Source organism: Polaribacter sp. R2A056_3_33, from assembly GCF_019278485.1.
Taxonomy (GTDB): Bacteria; Bacteroidota; Bacteroidia; order Flavobacteriales; family Flavobacteriaceae; genus Polaribacter.
Genome location: NZ_CP058984.1, coordinates 651,580 through 675,179 on the forward strand (window position 1 = coordinate 651,580; position 23,600 = coordinate 675,179).

General features: G+C 31.7%; 13 protein-coding genes. 7 read left to right on the top strand and 6 right to left on the bottom strand.

The window, feature by feature from the left end; genetic code table 11:
* Positions 1 to 63 precede the first annotated feature (63 nt).
* From H0I29_RS02865 to H0I29_RS02890, 6 genes are all read left to right on the top strand, one after another.
* Positions 64 to 219 carry a hypothetical protein gene (locus H0I29_RS02865; protein WP_218731301.1) on the top strand — a complete coding sequence of 52 codons (156 nt, stop codon included), beginning with the start codon at positions 64 to 66 and terminating at the stop codon, positions 217 to 219.
* 84 nt (positions 220 to 303) lie between these two features.
* A complete protein-coding gene (locus H0I29_RS02870) occupies positions 304 to 654 on the top strand; it encodes a hypothetical protein (protein ID WP_218754356.1) in 351 nt (116 codons plus the stop codon).
* A 402-nt stretch (positions 655 to 1,056) separates the two neighbouring features.
* Positions 1,057 to 4,371, top strand: a complete 3,315-nt coding sequence (locus H0I29_RS02875; RefSeq protein ID WP_218754357.1) for a T9SS type A sorting domain-containing protein — start codon at positions 1,057 to 1,059, stop codon at positions 4,369 to 4,371.
* A 669-nt stretch (positions 4,372 to 5,040) separates the two neighbouring features.
* Positions 5,041 to 5,160: a hypothetical protein gene (locus H0I29_RS18475; RefSeq protein ID WP_368384630.1), complete on the top strand. Its 120-nt coding sequence runs from the start codon at positions 5,041 to 5,043 to the stop codon at positions 5,158 to 5,160.
* A 171-nt stretch (positions 5,161 to 5,331) separates the two neighbouring features.
* Positions 5,332 to 6,762: a T9SS type A sorting domain-containing protein gene (locus H0I29_RS02885; RefSeq protein ID WP_218754359.1), complete on the top strand. Its 1,431-nt coding sequence runs from the start codon at positions 5,332 to 5,334 to the stop codon at positions 6,760 to 6,762.
* 188 nt (positions 6,763 to 6,950) lie between these two features.
* Positions 6,951 to 8,864 carry a sulfatase gene (locus H0I29_RS02890; protein WP_218754360.1) on the top strand — a complete coding sequence of 638 codons (1,914 nt, stop codon included), beginning with the start codon at positions 6,951 to 6,953 and terminating at the stop codon, positions 8,862 to 8,864.
* Between the two features lie 613 nt (positions 8,865 to 9,477).
* On the opposite strand, the gene H0I29_RS02895 is transcribed toward H0I29_RS02890, so the two are convergent.
* The 6 genes from H0I29_RS02895 to H0I29_RS02920 all read right to left on the bottom strand — a co-directional run bounded on the left by H0I29_RS02895 (position 9,478) and on the right by H0I29_RS02920 (position 21,718).
* The gene (locus H0I29_RS02895) at positions 9,478 to 12,465 is read right to left on the bottom strand and encodes a sulfatase-like hydrolase/transferase (protein WP_218754361.1); all 2,988 of its coding nucleotides are present in this window, start codon (positions 12,463 to 12,465) and stop codon (positions 9,478 to 9,480) included.
* Between the two features lie 131 nt (positions 12,466 to 12,596).
* Entirely contained in the window at positions 12,597 to 14,582 is a 1,986-nt protein-coding gene (locus H0I29_RS02900; protein WP_218754362.1) for a T9SS type A sorting domain-containing protein, read from the bottom strand.
* Between the two features lie 227 nt (positions 14,583 to 14,809).
* Positions 14,810 to 15,646, bottom strand: coding sequence for a histidine phosphatase family protein (locus H0I29_RS02905; protein ID WP_218754363.1), 837 nt, complete (start codon positions 15,644 to 15,646; stop codon positions 14,810 to 14,812).
* Between the two features lie 289 nt (positions 15,647 to 15,935).
* Complete coding sequence (locus H0I29_RS02910; RefSeq protein WP_218754364.1) at positions 15,936 to 17,774, bottom strand: sulfatase; 1,839 nt, start codon at positions 17,772 to 17,774, stop codon at positions 15,936 to 15,938.
* 24 nt (positions 17,775 to 17,798) lie between these two features.
* Positions 17,799 to 19,334 carry a sulfatase-like hydrolase/transferase gene (locus tag H0I29_RS02915; protein WP_218731312.1) on the bottom strand — a complete coding sequence of 512 codons (1,536 nt, stop codon included), beginning with the start codon at positions 19,332 to 19,334 and terminating at the stop codon, positions 17,799 to 17,801.
* A gap of 8 nt (positions 19,335 to 19,342) precedes the next feature.
* Positions 19,343 to 21,718, bottom strand: a complete 2,376-nt coding sequence (locus tag H0I29_RS02920) for a glycoside hydrolase family 95-like protein (protein ID WP_218754365.1) — start codon at positions 21,716 to 21,718, stop codon at positions 19,343 to 19,345.
* Between the two features lie 326 nt (positions 21,719 to 22,044).
* Between H0I29_RS02920 and H0I29_RS02925 the strand changes: the two genes are divergently transcribed.
* Positions 22,045 to 23,568 (top strand): arylsulfatase, encoded by a 1,524-nt coding sequence (locus H0I29_RS02925; RefSeq protein ID WP_218754366.1) that lies wholly within the window; start codon positions 22,045 to 22,047, stop codon positions 23,566 to 23,568.
* Positions 23,569 to 23,600: the final 32 nt, after the last annotated feature.

Sequence of the window (23,600 nt, forward strand, 5' to 3'; positions counted from 1 at the left end):
AAGATAACTGAACACTTTAAATTCTTTAAACCTTTAATAATAATAATATTTAAAACATATAAAATGAATAAAAATCAAGAAAATATCACAAGAAAAGAAGCTGTTAAAAAAATGGGAAAATATGCTGCACTTACAGCATTAGGTACCTTTATGATATTAAGTCCACAAAAGTCCCAAGCACAATCTGTACCACCTGATGCAGCAGGTACCGGATTTTAAATAAAATTAATTAGTATAACATATTACAAGCATTTAAAGAAAAAAATGTTTTAAATGCTTGTTTTTTAATAATAAATAGAAATTATGAAAAAAGTAATATTATTTTTAGTATTTAGTGTAGCAATGAGTAGTTCAATCTTTGCTCAAGAAAAGATGGATAAAAAAATACAGAAAAAAGTAGATTCTTACGTAGAAACTGTTGCAAGTAAAATAACATTGTCTAAAGAAGAAAAAGAAAAATTAATTGTTATTAAAACTGAACAAACAATATCTTCTTCTGAAATTACGGCTAAATATAAAGGTACGCCAGAATTAAAAGAACAAAGAAAAGCTAGCAATAAAAAGTTTTCTAAAGACCTTATAAAAGCTTTTGGAAAAGAGCGAGCTCTAGAAATTAAAAAAGCATCTAGAAAAAATAAAAAGAAGAAAAAATAAAACTAGCTTTTAGTATTTCTTATACATATAGAACATCCTTTTGTGTTTCTGATATTTTTAAAATATTCCCCCAAATATTTTTTAGAAATCAACCAAAAGGATGTTTTGTTTTAGGATATAGGTAAAGCCTATTTAATCTTGTATTAGTAGTAATATGTTCATTTAATATTCATCTCATAGTTATATTTAAGAGCTTATTAAAATAACAATTATAAGTCGGGGATTTATAAATTGGAACAATAATAACATCTTAATATGCTCCGGTCAAAATAAAAAAATAAAGTGTTATCAAAATATTGACTATCATCAAATTTTAGACAGATTTTAGTAAGAAATTGTTTAATTATAGAAAGTACAACATTCCTATTTCAGTAATATTTGCAAAAAAAAACATCAAAAAAAATGATTAAAAAGGTTTATTTAATAGTTATATTTTCTTGTATCTATACATACTCTATACAAGCTCAATTTCTCTGGTATGAAAATGAAACAGACACAGAGAATATTATATTTTCAAACACTGGAAACGGTACTTTTTCTATTAACGAAACCAATCCAGATACCAATGGTATAAACACAAACGAAGTAACTTCTAAGTTTGTTAGAGAAGCAGATGTTACCAAAGGTTTTTCTTATTTTGAATTATCAAAAAACCTTTTAGAAGATGTAACATATACAATAAGCCTTAAAGCATATGTAGATATACCAACTGAAGATTTGACAAGTATAAATCGTATACGTTTCTATATAAAAAATACAACTACAGGAGATCTTAAGGCAGTTCAATTAAAATTTTCAAAAGGCCAAGAATGGGAAGAGTTTTCGTTTGTTTTTAACGAAGGTGATTTACCTTCTGAAGGATTTTTAGAGGATGGTTACAATCAAGTATATATAGGTTATGGAAATGGGCAAGGATCAACATCAGAAGTTACTTATTATATAGATCAAATATATGGTTCAGTTTTACAGGAAATAGTTGTGCCAGATCCACTTGAAGAAGATCCACTTGTAGATGTACTAAAAGGATCATGGGGTGGACGTTTTTATGTAAGAGGAGGTGAAGACTTAGATGAATATGTTGACAACAGAGGCTATGATTATATAGCAGGTGCTCAAGAAATTGCTGATAGTTACCCTACAATGGGGCATGTAATTACCAATGGTACCAATAATGCAAATTCACATTTGTGGACTTTAAGAACAAATCCTAATGTAGATGCTGTAATGGGAGCTACAGGTTCTGTTGTAGATGAAGAATTTGTACCGAGTTTAGCTAATGAACAAATTATTATTGATGTTATTGATATCTTTAAAAAATCAGGTAAAAAAGTAATCTTATATATAAACTCTTTAAGCCCAGGAGATAGAGCATCAGATGAAGGGGCAGCATCCTGGAATAACTATGTAGATACATATTTTGATGGTAATAATCATGAAGCATGGATGAATTATTGTGAAGGTTATATTAAACGTTTTACAGAATTAGGAGTTGATGGTTACTGGTTTGATACATTTGGACAATATGCTAGAAATAATAGTCTTGGAAGTGCTGGTGTTGATACGACTGATGAAGAAAAAAATGAGTTTGTAGAAATGATTCGTAATACAGCTCCTAATGCTATTATAGCAAATAATAAAGATAAACATCAGTTTCTAGATGAAGACGGCGAGCTAATTCTTGTTGATACTGATGGGGTTAATGAAACGGTAGGTATTAATTATAATGATCTAGCTGAAGGTGAAGATGATGATGATATACCTTTTGAGGAAGATGAAAGAGATTATGCTATAATAAAAATGCAAGCAACAAACCCTTGGTCAGACTTTACAGCAGGACATATTACACCTTTAGGACAAGGAGCTCCTCCTAATTCTTGGGCGTATGAAGAATTCACAGTACCAGATATTGAAGAAAATCATATAACGATATATGAAGAAAACTCTAAACAAACATTAAAACATTTATTTTTACCGATAAGATCTACTTGGTCTAGCGAAAGGTCTGACTTAATGTTTGATAAAGAACAAGCGTATCGTTTTGCTAAAAGAATTACAGATGCAGGAGGGTCAGTTACTTTTTCTAATACAACATCTACAGATGGTACTACCTCAGATGATGAGGTAGAAATATTAACATATATGGATCAACAATTTGCCATCAATGCAGATGCAACCGTTTATCAACGTCCTGCAGGTGCCTTTCTTGTTGGAGAAGATCATACATTAAATACTTGGAGTGGGTTTTCAGATTCAACTTGGCTTACTGCTTCAAATTGGAGTAAAGCTACAGTACCAGTGCTTACAGACAATATCATAATACCAACTGGGGTAACAAATTACCCTACAATAACTACTGCTGTTTCTGTAAACAGCGTTTCTATTGAAAATAGTGCTTCTTTATTGTACAATGGTGGTTCTTTAACAGCAACAGAAGGTGTAAATTACAGTATTGCTGTAACAGATACAAACTGGCATTTAGTAACTTCACCTGTTTCAGGAGAAAATTATAATGATGATTGGGTTACTGATAATACAATTGCTTCAGGTACAACTAATACTGAAAATAGAGGAATTGCAACCTACCAAAACGGAACAGCAGATAATACAACAGGAAACTGGGTTTATATGCAAGGTGGTACTAGCGCAACTTTTGATGATGGTGTTGGTTATTCATTATTAAGTAGTACTGAAACTGGAAACTTTACTTTTACGGGTACAGCAAATTCTTCAAGTATGGCCCCAGCTATTAGTCAAAATGGTACTAATTTCTGGAACTTAATAGGAAACTCATATACTTCTTATTTAGATGTTGCTGCTTTTATTGACGAAAATGACACTAATTTTGGAGGTGCTTTTCAAGCAATTTATGTTTGGGATGATAGTTCTTATCTAGCAAAAACTACTGGTTATGTATATCCAGGTCAAGCTTTTTTTGTAAGTGCTAGTACTACAGGTACAACAGCTTCTTTTACTACAGCAATGCAAAGTCATCAAAATGATATTACTTTTCTTAAAAGTTCTAATACAGAAACTTCTATTGAGATAAATATAACTGATGGTACAAATAATAAAACTACAACAATTAATTATTTAGATGAAAAAACACTAGGGTTAGATCCAGGTTTTGATATTGGAATGTTTAACGGAGTTTCTTCAGAATTAAGTTTGTATACTCAATTAGTAGAAAACAATGAAGGAACTGCATTTGCAAAACAAGCAGTACCTAATTCAGATTTAGAAACTACTATAATTCCTTTAGGAATAAAAGCAGCAGTAAGTAAAGAAATTACGTTTACTGCAGAGGCTTTAAACTTACCTTCTGGTTTGAATGTTTATTTAGAAGACAGACAAGAAAAAACATATTCACGTTTAGATGAGGCAAATGCTAGATATAAAGTAACCTTATCTGAAAGTTTAAATGGTTCTGGTAGATTCTATATTCATACCTCTACAAATAGTGTATTAAGTATTGATAGTGCTATTTTAGAAAGTATAGGTATTTATAAAACGAATAATTCTAAGTTGAAAATAACAGGTTTATCTCAAGGAAAATCTATAGTTAAATTATTTAATATTCTTGGTAAACAAATGATGGAAACTTCATTTGCGTCAAGTGGAAGTGATGCTATTTCTTTACCAAATTTAGCTCCAGGAATCTATATTATTCAATTAAAAACGGCCTCAGGAGTACTGAACAAGAAAATAATTTTAGAATAATTTGATATAGTCCGTAAAATCTAAAAATGAGAGCTTATAAGCACTTTTCTATTATTTCCTATTTACAATCTTCAAATTTATGGATGGTTCTTATTTAGAACGATGGGATATAGCAAGTAGCGAACAAGCTAACGCAGATGCAATCTGCGTTAGCTATTCAATTAATGAAAGAAGCTTGGCCAAAAGGTAAAATGATTAATTTACAAACAAACCCAAGTTACAATACAGCTAAATAAGAGCCTACAGATGATGATGAGTTAATCGCGTATGCAAAAGAAAACATATACTTTCCTTTGGCTGTTTTTTTTTAATAATTACAGAAGAGAACGTCTATTTTAGTTATACAACAAGTGTATATGCTTTAAGCTCTAGTTCAGATGTATGGGACACTAGTTTTATAGCTGAATTTCATTATTTTTTAGGAGAACCTTTAGGTGAACCTATAAAAAATGGGTATATTTATGAGCGTTCATTTAAAAATTTAGATCTTTGGGTAAATATTGAAACCAAAGAGACTGTTTTTAATTGGAAAGATAAAACAGTTTTATCTACAGATATTCTAAGCTTTAAGGATACAATTGATTTATATCCCAACCCTGTAAATAGTACCTTTCGTTTATCAAAAAAATTACATCTGCATTTGTTTATAATATGTTAGGACAAGAAATGATGAAATTTTCTAACAACAGAAATCAATATGATATTTCCAGTCTTAAAAGCGGTTTTTTTATTATGAAAGTCATTTTAGAAAATAGTGAATCAAAGATTATTCGTTTTGTTAAAAAGTAAATAAAATTATTAACGACACCTAATCAAAAAAAAACACAAACATTTACTAATCAACAAATTATAATTACTTTAAAATATAAAGAGAGCAAGGCAATGATTGATTTAAGCAAAACTAAACACTTAATTTCAACTATTTTTACAATAAATTATTAATCGAATAAATTTAAAATTATGAAAAAACAATTACTTACTAGCCTTTTATTTTTATTAGCATCAATAACTACGGTTGCACAAACTTGGTATGACGTTGATAATGGAGTTACGGATTTAACATTTACATCTACTTGTGATGGATGTTCTGTTTCAACAGTTGCCAATCCTGATGCCACCGATACAGAAGCTACAAATGTACTATTATGGAAAATTGCAGCAGACACAACATTAGATACAGCAGGATTAACTGATGATGAAATAGCAGCATTAAAAATAGGAAACAAGGATCTTAGTTTTAGTTTTCCTAACGGTTATGTACTTACGCCAGCTGATTTCGCTAGTTTGAGTGTAAACGTACGTTTATATATGCCAGATATAACTAATTACTCTAACTTTGATTCATTAACTCGTATTAGGTTTTATTTAGGGACTCAACAAGTACAAGTAAAACTTTCAGATTTAGAAGGTACAGATGTAAATGGTTGGTACACTTTAACCTTTGATTTTAGTGGAAAAACGTATACAGAAAACGTAACTTCGGGTTATATTAGAATCCTTGGTCAATCTAACAGATTTACAAATTTAAATAACGATATTGACTTTCACTTTGATACGTTTACAAGTTCAGTAGCATTATCTTTAGACCAAGGAGCAGTTTTAGATGCAGAAGCAGTTTTAGATGCTGGAAATGCGTGGTACCATAACTATAGCCCAGATACATTTGGCGTAACTGTTAATGAAGTACAAGGTGGTGTGTTTTTAGAACAAGGAGATGCAGTAACTACACCAACGACTACTGGAAACAGCAGTCCATTAGTTGCTAAGTTTACAAAAGGAGAAGATCCACACTCACAAATAAAGTTTCAATTACCAGGTGTTATTACAACCGACTATCAATCATCTGCTATTTTTAAAATAAGAGCCTATGTACCGTCAACAAATGTAAATGGAACTTCTGGTAGAAGATTAAGATTGTATTTGCGAGATGGAATTGAAACAGCAGGGCAAAAAAACGTAACAATTGATGTTACTATTTTTGATGCATGGCAAGAATACATCTTTGATTTTACAGAAAAAAACCTTACAGAAGGAGTATCTTATAGTACTGCAAATTTATTAATTGATCAACCAGATGCTGATCTTCTTGCTACAGGAAATGTATATTATTTTGATGCTTTTCAAGGACCAGCTGCAGCTATATTATCTGTAGATAATTTTGAATTAAATAACGCTTCTATTGTTGCGTATCCTAATCCTGTAACAAACAGTTTTCAAATAGATTCTAGTTTAGATATTGAAAATGTAAAATTATATAATATTAATGGACGTTTAGTAAAAACGTTTAAAGCGAACACTAATTATGATGTTAGTAACTTAGCAAAAGGAATTTACATTGTAGATATTAAGACTCTTAAAGGTTTAAAAACTTTAAAAATTGTAAAAGAGTAAATATTTATTTTAAAATAACTCAATAGTATTAAAACCCTCTTGAGATAAGATTTATTTTTTTAATCAAAATTCTATAAAATTTATAAAAAAAAGGTAGTAATTTATATTACTGCCTTTTTCTGTTAAGACAAATAACTTTTTTACTTTATTTATAAGTATTATCATCAATAAATAAAATTATTTATATAATGAAAACACAGTACAAAAATTTCCTCCCTTTAGTTTTAACAAGTGTATTACTATATAGTTGTAATACACAAAAAGCACCCAACAACAAAACACAGAGTAATGATAGGCCAGAGCCTAATGTGGTGCTCTTACTTACTGATGATTTAGGTTGGCAAGATTTAAAAGTGTATGACATAGATAATCCATCTCCATACGAAACACCAAATATTGATGCTTTCGCAAAAGAAGGGGTTCAGTTTTGGCAAGCCTATTCTCCCGCTCCTACTTGTGCACCTAGTAGATGTGCAATAATGAGTGGAACTCATCCTGCTAGAGCACAAAAAACACATGTTGTAGGTGGTGCGCCCCCTACAGTTTACGCTAGTAAAGAAACACAACGTATTATGGATCCTTGGTATAGTGGACGTATGCCAGAAAACGAAACGACATTAGCTAGAGTCTTACAACAAAAGGGATACACAACAGGGCATGCAGGTAAATGGCACATGGCTATAAACCACTTTGCTTATCCGCAACCAGAGGACCAAGGTTTTGATGTTACTACCCATGATCGTGGAGCTACAGTTCCTCAAAAACCACATAGACTTACAGATTTTGCAACTAATAAAGCATCAGATCCTTATCGATTAGATAAAGAAGGATTCCCTTTTCATCAAAATAACGAAAATGCATTAAAGTTCTTAAAAGAGAACAAACAAGATCCATTTTTCTTGTATTACGCCACTTTTTTAGTGCATGCACCAATACATACCAGAAGTAAAGCGCTATTAGAAAAATACTGTAAAAAATTAGGTCTAGATTATCCAACTGATCCACATGGTTGGGACGTAAAAGGGCAAAACAATCCGTATTATGCTGCAATGGTTGAAATGTTAGATTATTATGTAGGCCAAGTTTTTGATTATTTACAAACTACAGATGATCCTCGTTGGCCTGGTCATAAATTAAGTGAAAATACGTATATTATTTTTACTTCTGATAATGGAGGAATGGAAGGGCATCCTGGTGAAGTTTTTACGGATAACTTTCCTTTAGATAAAGGAAAAATAAACGCTAAAGAAGGTGGTACAAGAGTTCCTTTAATTATTGCAGGACCTGGAATAAAAAAAGGAATACAATCTGATGTTGTTGTAAACGGACTTGATTTTTACCCTACAATTCTATCATTATTAAATGTTGAAAAACCAAAAAATAAACATTTAGACGGTGATGATTTATCTACTTTATTATTAAAAGATCCTACAGATTCTAAATTAGTTTTAGACAAAGAAGGAAATGAGAGAAATACGATGATGTGGCACTTTCCACATTCCTCATATCAAAGTACCTTACGTGTAGGTGATTATAAAATTATTAGGAATTATGATTACAAAAACAATCCTAAAACTCCAGAATTTGAACTTTACAGATTGTATGACACCTCTAACGGAACTGCTGAACGTGTTGATATAGAAGAAGCAAATAACTTAGCAAAAGTAGAAGTTAAAAGAACAAAAGAGATGAATGATAAGCTTACATCAATCTTAACAGAAATGAATGCGAGTTACCCATCTTACAATCCTTTTTACTTAAAAGATATGGAGCATAAAGAAACTGTTCCAACGGTGATTTTAGAGACAAAAAAGAAGAATGAGGTTACTTTTAAGTACAAAAAAAATGGAGCAAAAGTTGTAAAAGCCAATCTTATTTATACTACAAATGGTGGACATGAATATGAAGAGTGGTTTAAAGCAGAAGCAAATATAGAAGAAGATTCTACTATAACAGCCGTTTTACCAAAAGGAACAACGCATTATTTAATTAATTTAATTGATGAGTACAATTTTTTAGTAAGCTACCCAGAAATGCCTACTATAAAATCTCTTAAGACAGAGAAAAAACAATATTCTAACTATGCTTTATCTAGTAAATAAGTAGTACTTAATTTAATTTGGGTTTAAAATAAAAAGACGGGTAATCCTGTCTTTTTATTTTAAAGATGAATTGTACTCATTTGAAGGTCTTTACCATTCGTTTAATTTTCCCTCCTACTTATTCTGGAATTGGTTAACTGCTAATTTTTTAAAAGTAAATTGTATTTACTATAGTTTTCATAAGGTTTGAGGAGGGGTTTGATAGATAGGAGTATGATTTAGATTGGACAACGTAAATAAGCCCAAGCCTCTTAGTCTAAACATGAATAAATTATTAAGTAAAAATATATTCATATCATAAAAACAATTACTTACAATTGTTTTAGCTTTAACAGCATCCGTAACCGTTGTTGCACAAACTTGGTATCACATTTACAATTCAGTAATAGATTTAACATTTACAGCTACGTGTGATGGACGTTCTGTTTCAATATACCATTAGATCATAAAAAGGTTTCTTAGTATATATTTCTAAGGTACTTAGAGATAAATTCTACTTAGACAACTTACCTTTCGTCTAAATATCATTGGGTTATAGTAGTTATTATTTTCCAATATAAAAAGAACCCCCACTAATTTATAGAGGGGGTTCTTTAATTGGGTTATAATAAACTTATTCTTTTAATAATTTTATATGTTTTCTGTTACCATCTTTACATATAACTTTTAGCAGATATACACCTGATTTTAAATTAGATATATCAATACCTTTATTTGCATTTTCGAATTTGTACGCTATTGCCCCATACACATTGTACAAAATACCTGATGCTACTTCCTTTGTAAGGCTAAAAGTATTCTTTACTGGATTAGGATATAGATTTAATACGTTATTAGTTTCCTTACCAATATCATCAACCCCTAAAACAAAATCTGAGACATGAAATATAATATCTTGAAGTCTTAATCGCCCAACAACTTCCGCTCCTGAATTAGAAAGACCTGTTGTTACAAATTTTATTTCTGTAGTCTCATCGTCAGCTAACGTAAGTGGAGTATTAAATACAAACTCGAAATTATTACCTTCATTATTCCCACCACTAGTATAAGTAGCTTGCTGTTGCGTCTCGCCATTAATGGTAATTGCAACGTCTACAATATCATTTTTTTGTGATTTCGCGGCAAACGTTACTTTATTTAATATACTTTGATAACCTTCTGTAGATTTCACAAGAAATTTAGCTCCATCTCCTTCAAGATTATCTGCTGGGTCAATTTCTGTTCTCATTTGTAAATAAATTCCACTTCCAGCAGCTGTACCACCAATCAATTCTGAATAATTATCTACAGCCGTAAACGTTTGTTCCAAATCTGAACTATTCAGAGTTATTTCATGAAGTGGTTCTGTAGCTCCTAAAACATTAAAGAAGAGATCTACAAATCTCACTCTTGGTGCTAATCCTTCTGAATTAGAAAGTGAGGTTGTTATCACCTGAATTTCTTTAGCTGACTGTGTAAAAGTAACAGGAGTATCAAATTCGAATAATTCTGGAGTATTATTGTTTGTACTTGTATAGGTAAAACTTTGTGTTTCTCCATCAATAATGAGATCAACATTTACAGTATCTCCTGCTTGAGATATGATTCCTAATGTAATTTTATCACAAGTTATAGATGCAACATCAGCAGGAGCTTTTACATAAAATTTAGCTCCATCTCCTCCTTCTACAGTCCTTGCTTGTAAATAAGCTGTACCGCCTATAGTTGTATTCCCAATTAACTCTGCATATTCATCTACTACTTTAAAAGGTTGTTCTCCAATAGAATTAGCAAGTGTTATCTTATGAGGATTAAATATTGATAGTTCTTCCGACAAAACCATAAAATTATTTTCATCAGTTAGGGTAAATATAACTCCTGTAGCTACTTCTGGTACTTCAGCAGTAATCACATTGCCATTTATAGTTGCTGAAATTTCAAACCACTCTATTTCTTTTGAATCTGCTTCTTCTATTCTATAAAGTAAATAAGCGGTTTCAATAATAGCATCTCCTGCATTAGCAGTTAGTGTTGCTGTGGCTACACCTGTATCCTGATCAAAAACTGTTGAAACAACAGATGGAACAATATCTTGATTATCTAATGGATCTCCATTATAGTCTGGATTAAACTGAGGAATTCTTACGTCATTTTCAGATAAAAGAGTCTCTAGCTTTAAAATAATTTCATTTTTAAGAGATGCATCCATCGTATCTATCACATCATATATCTCCTCTATATCATTATCAGACCCATCGTCATTATATAATTTGAAGGCTTTATAATAACCTCCTTTATCATAGATTTTATACAATTTATAATTTCCACTTCTAATAGCTGAAGATGCTCTTTCATCTTGTCCATGTGGGTAATGCCAAAAAAGATCTGTTCTTTCAGTATCGTCGCTATTTTTTATTTCTGTTTCAGTTCCACTTAAAAAAGGAAATAAACTTACACCATCTAAATTGTTCAGAACATTTGCATCAAGAACGGCATCTGCTCCAGTAACCTCCATAATTGTAGGATAAAAATCTAAATGAGAAACTATGTTATCATATACTTTATTTTCTACAATACCAGGTCCTGTTATAACAAATGGAGTACGCAAACCGCCTTCTTTGGTGTGTGTTTTCCCTAAATCTAAAGGAAAGTTATCTGTAATAATTTCTGACCCATGATTTTCTGCCCCTCCATTATCTGACGCAAATATAATATAGGTAGTTTCAAATAATTTTTTCCCAGGATTTCTTGGATCATCTGTTTCTTTTAAATAATCTACTACTCTCCCTAAACTCCAATCTAAACTAGCAATCATCGCTCCATAATATGGATTTGTTTGGCCTGGAGTCGTAATATTTGCATCTGTTGTTGGAACAGGAATTCCTAATTTATCACAATAATATTCTAGTAATGCTAAATCTCTTGTTTGTATAGGAGAATGAACCAACCAGTGCGCCATGTATAGAAAAAAGGGTTCTTCTTTGTTATCATCCATAAAACCCAATGCTAATTCTGTTACCGCATCATAAGGTCTGCCATCTTCATCTAATCGATAAGGATCATCTTCTGCATCAGTAGCAAAGTCTACAGATCTGTCTCCCATACTTCTAGTAATTCCTCTATCAGTATCTTGATAATTAAACCCTTGATCTACAGCTTCCGGATAAATATTATGGTTAGCTGCCATATGCCATTTGCCAATATGACCAGATACATACCCTAAAGGACTTAATGCTTCAGCCATGGTAACTTCATCTAGCTGTAATCTACCAGGATAATACGATTCTATCGTTTTATTTGAAGATTTAACATTAGGTATTTGCCCTCCAGCTACATGGGTCATTTTAGTTTTAAGAGGCATTCTACCACTCATTGTACCCCCTCTTGATGGTGCACAAGTTGGTGCTGAAGCATAAGCTTGTGAAAAATTAGCACCACTTTCTGCCAATGACAACATATTAGGGGTTTCCCAAGGTACAACAGCACCAACATCATTTAACTGAGTATCTTGCCAACCAAGGTCATCTGCGTAAATAAAAACAATATTAGGCTTCACTAATTCTTGCCCTTTAAGAGAAAAAAATGAGATCAACAAAAAGAAATATAAAATTGAGTTTTTCATTATTTAGTTTTTTTATAGTTGATACAAAAATAAAGGGCTCTACGATATTCAATTTGCTCTAAACAATCAATTATTTACGCTATGATTACCTTTTAATGTGTAAAATAATTATTCGATACTGTTTGAGCAGCTTATTTTGTTATTATTATTTTTCGTGTTAAACTTTGATTATTACTGTTAGTAAGTTTAACAAAATACATTCCTGATTTTAATGTAGACAAATCTAATTGTGTTGATAAAGCTCCATCATCCCATAACTTTTCTAATACTTTTGTTCCTGTAACAGACACAACAATTATGCTTGAGATACCAGTTGCAGTCTTTGTAATGGTTAACGCATCAACCACAGGATTGGGATACAAGTTAATTTGAAATGGATTGGATGTTGGATTTATAAAATCATCAGTTGATGAAAGAGTATTGTCGATTTCTCCAACAAGATAAGCCCCTTCAGGTCTTACATAAGGTTCATAATCCGGCACAGGATTAGATAAAAGTCTGTCATTAATTGTTTTCATAATTACCATTTCGTCGTCCTTAATATGTCCAGCATCAACACCATTATTATTAGATATCGTATTAGCAAAAGTAACACCAGCTTTAGCATCGATAAGAATTTTAGAAAACCTGTACGCATCTTCTGTCCCGAATATTAAATTTGCACTAGAAACATGCCATTTGTCTCTAATAGGAAACCATACATGTTTTAGTGCTTGTTTTTTTTCATAGACTGACCAAGGATTACCAACCATAGCGGGTAAAGTATACTCTTCATATCCCCATGAATTTGGAGGAGCACCACCACCTAGTGCAGATACATGTCCTCTTGTAAAATCTGAATAAGAGTTATTTCCTCTAAAGTTTGATACATTATAGTCTCTATCGTCTTCATCATCAATTCCATCAGAATCAACCATAACTGGTTCTCCTTCTATATAATGTAAATGCCCAAACTCAGAAACAGACATAGCCGCTCCAGGATCAGCATCTTTAAACATTTGAACAAAATCTTCTAAATGTCCATCGTCTCGAAGCGAAGTTGTAGTATCGAACCAATATCCATCGGCATATTCTGCTACTGCTGGAATAAACCCTTGGACTAAATTTTTGTAAGCTAAATATTCATTCCCATCAAACTTTGTTGTGTAATAATTTACCCAAGCAGCTTGTGTTTCATCACTTGCTCTGTCTAAATAATTTGTAGAAATGTACAAAATAATCTTCTTCCCAGAATTTTTTAGTGTTTGTAAAACTTCAAGCATTATTTCTTGATTCTCAGCACTAGGAACTAAACTTTCGTGTATTTCAGAAGCAACATCTACATTGGTATTATCTCTTACGTTAAAATAATGTGAATGTGCAAAATAAGAAAGATTTGTAATCACATGTCCTAGAGCAGGAAGTTCTGTTACTAGCTCATTTACACCTCCTATTGGGTCATGTCCTGTTGCTATTTCTGTATCTAATCTTTCTCCACCAAAAACAGGAAATGTACCTCCCCATGAACCTGCTAACCACGCCGCTGGATGATCTACTGTTGTTGCAGTTTGATCTGTTGAGCCATATATTTCATCAAAATAATAACTCATAGCGGGTTCTTCTATACTACCATTGGCTAAACCAATTATCATAAGGTCATACCCTCCAACATCTAGTACATTCTGTGGAATAGCAACATCCTGAAAATGAAAGGTAAAAGTTTCCCATTCTTGCCCAACTGTGAATTTCAATTGCTCATAAACACGTCCTCCTGCATCAGAACTTTGAAAAAACACTCTAAGTTTTGAGTTGTTTGTAGTTAGCTCATCAGTAGGTATATCAATATATGCTTTTAGTGTAACTGTATAATCGGTTAAATCTGTTACATAATTGAACAAGTTAAAAGATAAAAAATCATTGGTCCCTTCCGGTCTATTGTACTTAGAGACAATAGTATGTGTGTTAATACCTAAAGTATGAGGGTTTGGAAAGTTTCCTGTTAAATTTGTGGGTACATCTTCTTCGGCTGTAAACTCAATTTTACGGGTATTTGTTTCATCTTCCAACCACAAAAATTGTGCGTTAGAAACTTGTACAGTGAAAAGAAATACTATTAAAAACGTAATTTTTTTGATCATAAGGTTAGTGATAAGGTTGGTTAATTAAATTAAAAACATCGTTTTCAATGTTTAGTACACTGTAAAAATATCTATTATTACTCAAATACATTTTCTCTAACTCACCAAATTATTGTTGTAAACGATCATAAATTTTACTTAATAAAGGATACAAAAGACTTAGGTTGTATCATTTTATTTTTGTGAGGTTGGTAATGTCATCAAAACAGTTTATCAAAGCTATTTTATTACTGAAGTGGAACATCGTTGAACATTTTTAATTTAAAAGTTCCATTATCTTGTTGTTCTACCATCCAAACACCTGTATTTGTAATTGGAGGAAAACCATTTAAAGGATCATTGGTAAGCATTCTTAAAATCGCTTTTCCACTGCTTCCATGTCCTGATAAAAGTATTGTTTTAAAAGATTCACTACGATTATCAATTAATTTTAAAACCCTATCAAAAATCACCTTAGACGCTGCGTTTTCTTTTGCGCTCTCTGAATGATCTCTAGGAAAACGAGCTTTTTTAAATTCATTCAAACCATCTTTACGTAAGGTAAAATAAGGTTCTTCTTCTGCTAATAAAGTTATAGCATCTCCAGCACCAAGAATTTTCTCTTTTGATACATATTTTGGTAAATCCGGAGAAATAATAAGTTTTGTAGCATAAATTTCTGCAAGTTCAGGCCAAATCTCTCCTTTCACTTTAGACTCTTCTAGATACGGTAACAACGTATTTTTACATCGCCATGCAGGACTTACGGCAACAAAATCAAAATGAAATCGGTTTAATTTATTAGGTACTCTTGATTGTTGCATAATTCCTTTTGGGGTAAAGGCTAAGTGATTTCCTACATAAGAAGGCCATTCGCTTTCAGGATATATGCTCCATTCCTTTTTAACATTGTGTCCACCTTCTGCATGTCTTATGTAATAAATTCTAAACTTTGAATCCGTAGTTTTATTATTTTTAACTATTTCTTTATTGATAGAATTGTCAGTTGTGTGATTTTTAGAAATCATACTTACCAAAAGGAGCGTTCCAATTCCGACTAATAATATAAATAACAGTTTTTTCATGAGGTATATAATTGTAGGTGAAAATTTAATTCTGATACTAATGTTTTACACTTTTGTCTGTATTCGTTTAAAACTTTGATATAGTTTTTATCTCCTGCTAAATTATTTTGTCCTTTTAGGTCTTTATTAATATTGAATAATTCCTCTTAAATAGGTTGTTCATTATTGTTTGAAGATTGATTAGGAACATATTTATTTCTGTCGTTTTCTTTACTAAATGAACAAATATATTTAACAAGACTATCCAACACAGAGTCCTTTCAGGTAATATAATGATGAGTTAAATATATTATTTAACTTGTATTGCTTTCGTTGCAAATATTTTTGTGGTTTTTTGGTAACCGGCATCTGGATAACTAATTAAAAAATTGTTTTCGTCAACCAAATTAAAGACATAGTGTGTGGTACCTTTAGGTAATTTTACGCAAACTTTATTATCAGTAAGCTTCATGGTAATAGGAAACCAGATTTCACCTTTTACACCTCCATTTTTAGTATATATTAACTCTGCTTTTACAACTTTAGCACCATTGTTTTTGTATTCTAACCAAACTTCTTTTCCATCCACACCATTTTTAACAACAGTAGGTATTTTAGCTTTATTAGGTAATGATTTCTTACTAGTAGGATTTAAAAATGGGTATCTAGCATTTAATTTCTCCAATCTTTTATCTAAAAGGCGATCCATTTCTTTTGCTTTTTCTGGCATTTGAGTTGCTAGATTTTTAGATTCCTCAATATCGACACGTTTTAAACCGTTTTCATAAAGCTGATACAATTCTAAAGTAGCTTTTTTTTCGGTATCGGTATATTGACGGACTAATTTATAGTCATCAATACGCAAAGTAGATTGCATAGAACTGTTTGGAAAGTGCCACATCATCGTATTTCTAGGTGCTCCAGTCTCAGTATCTATTACTAATTTTGAATCTGTAGGGTCTTTGTCTAGTAAAATAGACAAATCAGCACCATCTAAGATTTGATTGTCTTCTTTTGGGGTTCCTGTCCAACTAAGTATTGTAGGATAAAGGTCAAGACCATTTACCATTACGTTAGATTGGATGTTTGAAGAAATTGTTGGGCCTTTTACAATAAAAGGAACTCTGGTACCTCCTTCTTTAGCATTGATTTTACCTTTATCTAATGGATAGTTGTCTGTAATAATTTCACCAGTATGTTGCTCCATACCTCCATTATCAGAAGTAAAAACCACATACGTATTTTCAATTAACATATGTCCAGGCCATCTTGGGTCTTCAGTTTGTTCAAGGTACTTAATCAATAAACCTGTATAATGGTCAATCGTTTCTACCATGGCAGCATAATAGGCATTTCTTTGTCCTTTTTCTTCCCAAAGATCCTTTTCTTTAGGATAATCTATTCCTAATTTCTGGTAGTATTTTTTTAATAAAGCTTCACTTCTTGTATGAATTGGTGTATGCACTAAACGAGAAGCATAAAAAAGAAAAAATGGATCTTTTTTGTTTCCATCCATAAAATCAATTCCATCTTGAGTGATATCATCAAACGGAAAACCTGCTTCATCTAAATAAAATGGGTCAGATTTGTCGGCAGTTGAGAACCCTTTGGTACGATCCTCCATTCTTTTATGAGATCCAAAACCATGCTTTGAGAAATCAAAACCTTGATCTTTCGGTTCTGGATAGTCTGTTACTGCAATACCTACATGCCATTTACCAGAATGTCCAGTTTTGTAACCATTGGTTTTAAGAGATTCGGCAATTGTAACTTCTGATGTGTCTAAAGCACCTCTCATCCAAGGACTTATTAATGAAGATCCATAATTAAAAGGCAATGGTGGATGACCTCCTCTAACGCTAGTTCTTTCTAGACGAACAGGATGTTTTCCTGATAAAATAGCTCCTCTAGAAGGAGAACAAACAGTTGCAGCAGAATAACCTTGCCAAAAAAGAACGCCCTCTGTAGCTAATTTATCAATATTTGGTGTTTCGAATGGCGAAGGCTCGTCAATATCGTAACACTTTACATCTTGCCAACCTAAATCATCGGTTAAAATTAATACTACATTTGGCTTTTTTGGTCTTTCTTGTGCAAAACTGCTTGATGTAACTAAACAAGCCATTACTAATAGAAATACTTTTTTCATGATGATAATTACTTAATTATAAAACTAATTTAGTTCAGACACCAAAGTTTTACACCGTTCTCTGTATTCATTTAAAACTTTGATGTAGTCTTTATTACCTACTAAATTATTTTCTTCTTTTGGGTCTTTTATAATATCGAATAATTCCTCGTAAATAGGTTGTTCATTTGAGTTTGAAGATTGGTTTGGAACATATTTATTTCGGTCATTTAATTTACTAAAAGAACGAATGTATTTATATTGTTTACTTCGTACGCCTTCTTGTCTTGGATATCCTTGATCTGTAAATAAGTTTTCTAAAAAGATGTCATCTCTCCATTTTACATTCTTCTTTTCTATCAAAGGAAGCACACTTGCTCCTTGATAAGATGCAGGGATATTTACACCACACATTTCTAAAAGTGTAGCAGGAATATCTTGACCAACCACCAAATCATCTATTACTTTTCCTTGTGTCTTATCAGTAAAAAAAGGAGAATACACAATCATAGGAACGTGTACAGATTCATCGTACAAAATAGTTTTACCACCTAATCCGTGTTCACCTAAAAACAAACCATTGTCTGAACAAAATACAATAACGGTATTATCCGCTTCGCCAATTTCCTTTAAAAATGAACGTAAATTTCCTATCATGATATCTATAGCATGAATTGCTCTGGTCATTTTTAGTTTCTCATTTAGTAATTTACCCTTTTTAGATGTAATGTAGTATTTCATTAAATCTTTGGTGGCATAAACATCTTCAGGCAAACTAATGTTTTGAGGATATCCTTCTGGTAATTCAATTTTATCTTTTACATCATCATATCCTGTTTTGTAATATTCTGGGTCTGTTTCATGTGAACCCATTCCGCCAATACTAGAAGCATGAGGTAGATTTAAATTAATCCAAGCAGAAAAAGGTTTGTTAGGGTCTCTTTTCTTAATTTGATTTTTAATAGAGGCATCAGCATTTTTATAAAAGTAATCATAAGCATCTCCTTGTGTTAAAAAAGCCTTAGTTGCCTCTAACATTCCTTCAACTTGTGTTTCGTTTTTAAGGTTTGCAAACTGTTTGTGTTTTTTTGCTGGATAAAACCCTAAATGACCATTTCCATAGTAACAAAAATCTACATCTTTTCTTAAAGGCGTATCATTTCTATCTCCTATTTTTGTGTGATGTTTTCCTATAAAAGCGGTTGAGTATCCTGCTTTTTTTAATTGTGCTTGCCAGCTATTTTTATAGGTAGTTTCAGAAATAAGATTTTTAGAAACATTAGTAAAGCCAATTTTATTTCTTCGTTCCCATTGTCCTGTAAATATATTTGCTCTACTTGGGCCACAAATAGGGCTAGTAATATAAGCATTGTTAAAAAAGACTCCTTCTTTAGCTAATTCATCAATATTTGGAGTTTGAATAATAGGATCTCCAGTCATACTCAAAGAATTGAATCTTTGATCATCAGAAAAGATAAAAATAACATTCGGTTTCTTCTCTTGCGCTTGTAAAGTTTGAGTAACTGCAGTGCATGATAAAAAAGAAGAAATAATAAATAGATGATATAAAATTGTTTTCATAATTAATTTTAATAAGAACTGTAATATGTATGACCAGGTAATCTTTTTGTTTTGTTACCATACCCAAAAAGATTCTGCTCTTCTTTAGATTTTGGTAACTCTTTAATACTTAAATCGGTTTTATTTAAAGTTTTGGCAGTAATTATTACCGATTCATTTTTCTTTAAATTTATAGGATACGAACCATTTGCATTTTGTTTTATGGAAACACATTTGCCATTGATATAAAAATTCGGGTTTTTAAAATCAACCTGAACGTTGCATTCGTTTCCTTTTAAACTTTTTATAGATACAAATTCGGTAGTTCCTTCTATTTTTTTAGCACTCACCAAAAATGCGCCTTGTGTTCTTAAGTTGTGAAAAGCAACATCTTTCCATTTTTTAGGACTTGCAGGAAATACATTTATTTTTCCACCCCAACTTTGAAGCATCATATCATGTAAACTTGTTGCAAAAGATAGCGGACTTTCAATAACAGGGTTAATTTTTCCTTCGGAATACATGGTTGTAGATGAAATGTTTTTATGTTTGATTAAAAAATCAAGATAATAATAAGCTTTTTCTGCGTCTCCTAAATTAGCATACATAGATGAAGCTCCAGTAGCTGTATAACCAGTTACAGGCATGGCTTTAATTTTTTTACCACTATTAAAAGTAACATCTAACCAATGGTCTAATGAAGTGCGTAATAGTTTTTTATCGGCTTCTTTTTCTGGTGTAATTACCATTAAAGGATAAAAGGCTAATAAATGTGAATAATGCCTGTGCGGATTTGCAAAAGGTCTGTCTTTTCCTACCATCAATCCATTTTCATCAATTTGAAAATCAACCAAATTAGTTAGTAAATACTCCCATTCTTTTTTAAGAGGATCATTTATTTGATGCTTTTCATCAATATCGATTAATGTTTGACAACTCCAACGAATTAAAGCTAAAGTGAAATTAATATCTTGACCACGACCTGGTTTGTACTCTGGAGACCAACTATATTTAATATGAATTTTGCCATCTTTGGCATCAACAGGATTGTCTTTTATATAATTTAAATAACTATTCACCGTCTTTTTTAAAATAGGAAACAATTTATCTCGCATTCGAATATCATCACCAGCAAATTGGCAATGCAACCAATAATCGTTTAAGATCCATGCTAACATATCTGGTACTTTTGCTCCGTTAAAAGCAATAAGATCTTGCGGCATTAAAGCAGCAACGGCAGCACTGTTTTTCCAACTTGCAGGTACATTATTTTCTAGGTTTTTTGCATATTTATCTATATTATTTGGTAAAGATTCTCCAATAGACATTCTATTGGCTGTTAAATGCGTCCAATAGATGAGTTGTACATTTAAATCTCCCCAAACCATTGGCCAAAAAGTTCTATTATACCAAGGTCCCATCAGATCTAAAATGGGTCCATTTCCTCTAGAAGCAGAACCTAACTTATACATTTGTATCCAATAGAAAGATTCTTTTTCTGCATCATTAATGGTTAAAAAACTCAACGGATAATAGTTATGCCACCATTTTTTATGTGATGAAATAAAGCTATTTTTTTTAATAAGCTCCTCTCCTACTTCTAAATTTTCAGTAACAATCTCTAGCGAATTTCGTTCTGGATAACTATGATGAACGCTCGTTATTAATTGTTGTTTTCCAGAAGGATTTCCTGTAATTTTATAACCTGTAGTGGTTTCTCCTCTATGATCAAATAAAGGTTGATAACAAAAAGAGTAGCCGTTTTTCTCGCTAAATGTTGGTTTTGGAGCCATTTCTAAAGTTACCGCTCTCATTTTATCCCAAGTGCCACCTTTTGGACCTCCGCCACTTTTTAAGACTTCATAAACAGGAGGAATAGGTTCTTCTGCGTGCCAAGTAATTTCTACATTTTCATCAGTTGTATCTGTTTCAAAAAAGATAACATCTTTTGTGCTGTGTGTAAAACCTTTAATTGTATAAGTTCCTTTAGAAGTTTTAATAGTACCTGTTAATTCTGCATTCCACAAATCTAAACGCATGTCAACACCTGTTATTTTTCCTTTAGATGTTAATTTAAAATGACCAAGAGGTAATCTGCTTCTTTTTATCCAAAGCATTTCATCTGCTTTAGTTTTAGCTTCTCTATGGTCGTAATAATCATGTCTTCCTATGTGAAGAGAGATTACATTTTTTTCTGATTCTTTAGCTTGATAAAATAAAAAACCAATATTTCCATTACCTGAATAAGGAGCGGTTTGCCATTTATCTGGAACAATATCCCAAAGCATATCGTGCTTAGATAAAAATGATTCGAAATCAACTTTAAAATCAACTTGTTTTTCTTGAGAAGAAAACGGAATTGAAAATAAAATAAAAATACAAAGAAATAAAACTTTTAACTTCATAGGAAACATTGTAAATTAAGGTTTTTAATCAGTCTTAAATTTATTAGCTTGATTAAATGTAATACAAATATATCCTATACATTAAAGAAACCTTTACTCTAATCATTCAAATACTTTTCTCTAATGCAACATTTCGCTAACATTTAGTTGATAAACCTAAAAGTTAAACAACTTACTATAAAGCAATAAGCATATATAATAAGAATTCTTATCATCAAGTATGGATATTTCTCTCTATTCAATAAGAGCAACAAAAAGAAGGATTAGAGTAAGCCTATATTAATGATAAATAATAATTTTACCTTAACATTATAATCTTATTAAAAATGTACAAATCTATAATTGCAGTTGTTTTTTTAATTTTGAGTCAAAATTTACTGGCACAAAAAAAGGCTGACACAAGTCGTCCTAATATCATTTTTATTTATGCCGATGATATGGGAATAGGTGATGTTTCTCATACTACAGGGAAAGCTGCAACACCAAACATAGATCGTATGGCTGCAGAAGGCATTCGATTTACGGATGCGCATACGTCATCTTCTGTTTGTACACCATCTCGTTATTCACTTTTAACAGGACGTTACAATTGGCGTACAACTTTATCTAAAGGAGTTATCCATAAACCTACTACCAAACCACTAATCAAAAAAGGGGAAACAACGGTTGCAAATTTGTTAAAACAAGCAGATTATCATACAGCTATGGTTGGTAAATGGCACTTAGGTATTGGTTGGGAATTATTACCTAATTACAAAAAAGAAAAATGGCAAATTGGTAGCGGATGGAATATCGATTATACAAAACCAGCAATAACGCCAACAAGTAATGGTTTTGATTACTTTTATGGCATAGCAGCTTCTTTAGATATGCCTCCGTATGTTTATATTGAAAATGAAAAGGTGACAGAACTTCCTTCGGTTATGAATGATCCAAAGATACGTTCTAGAAAAGGGCCTTCTGCTCCAAGTTTTAAATCAGGTGAATGTTTACAAGTTTTTGCAGAAAAATCAGTGGATTATATAAATGAGAGAGCTGGAGAAAAAGAACCTTTCTTTTTATACTTGCCATTAACCTCACCACATACGCCTATTGTTCCTAGTGAAAAATGGAGAGGAAAATCTGAATTAGGTCCTTATGGAGATTTTTTAATGGAAACAGATTGGGTTGTAGGAGAAGTGTTAAAGGCTCTTGATAAACATAATTTAACCGAAAACACCATTGTTTTATTTTCTACAGATAATGGATGTTCTCCTGCTGCAAAAATTCCTGCTTTAAAAAGCAAAGGACACTCACCTAGTGGAAATCTAAGAGGAAATAAAGCAGATATTTATGAAGGAGGCCATCGCGTTCCTTTTATCATTCGTTGGCCAGAAGTTATAGAAGCAGGAACGCAAACAGATAGATTAACATGTATGACTGACTTTATTGCTACTTGTTCTGATATTACAGGTATAGAATTAGATGAAACATCAGGTGTAGATGCTATTTCTTTTTTATCAACATTAAAAAAGCCAACTATAACAAATAGAGAAGACATCATTAGTCATAGTATTAATGGTTCTTTTTCTATCAGAAAAGGAAATTGGAAATTAGCGCTTTGTCCTGGATCTGGTGGTTGGAGTACGCCAAGAGCTGGTAAAACCCCAGCAGGATCTCCTAGTTTACAATTATTTGATTTGTCTAATGATATTGCAGAAACTACCAATCTATATGATAAATACCCTGAAAAAGTAGAAGAATTAACAAAATTACTTCAATCTTATGTAGATAAAGGAAGAAGTACTCCTGGAAAACTTCAACAAAATGATAGAGAAGTAAATATATATGCAGAATATGTCGCAAAATAAATTACTGCTTAAAATAAGAATGAAAAATTAAT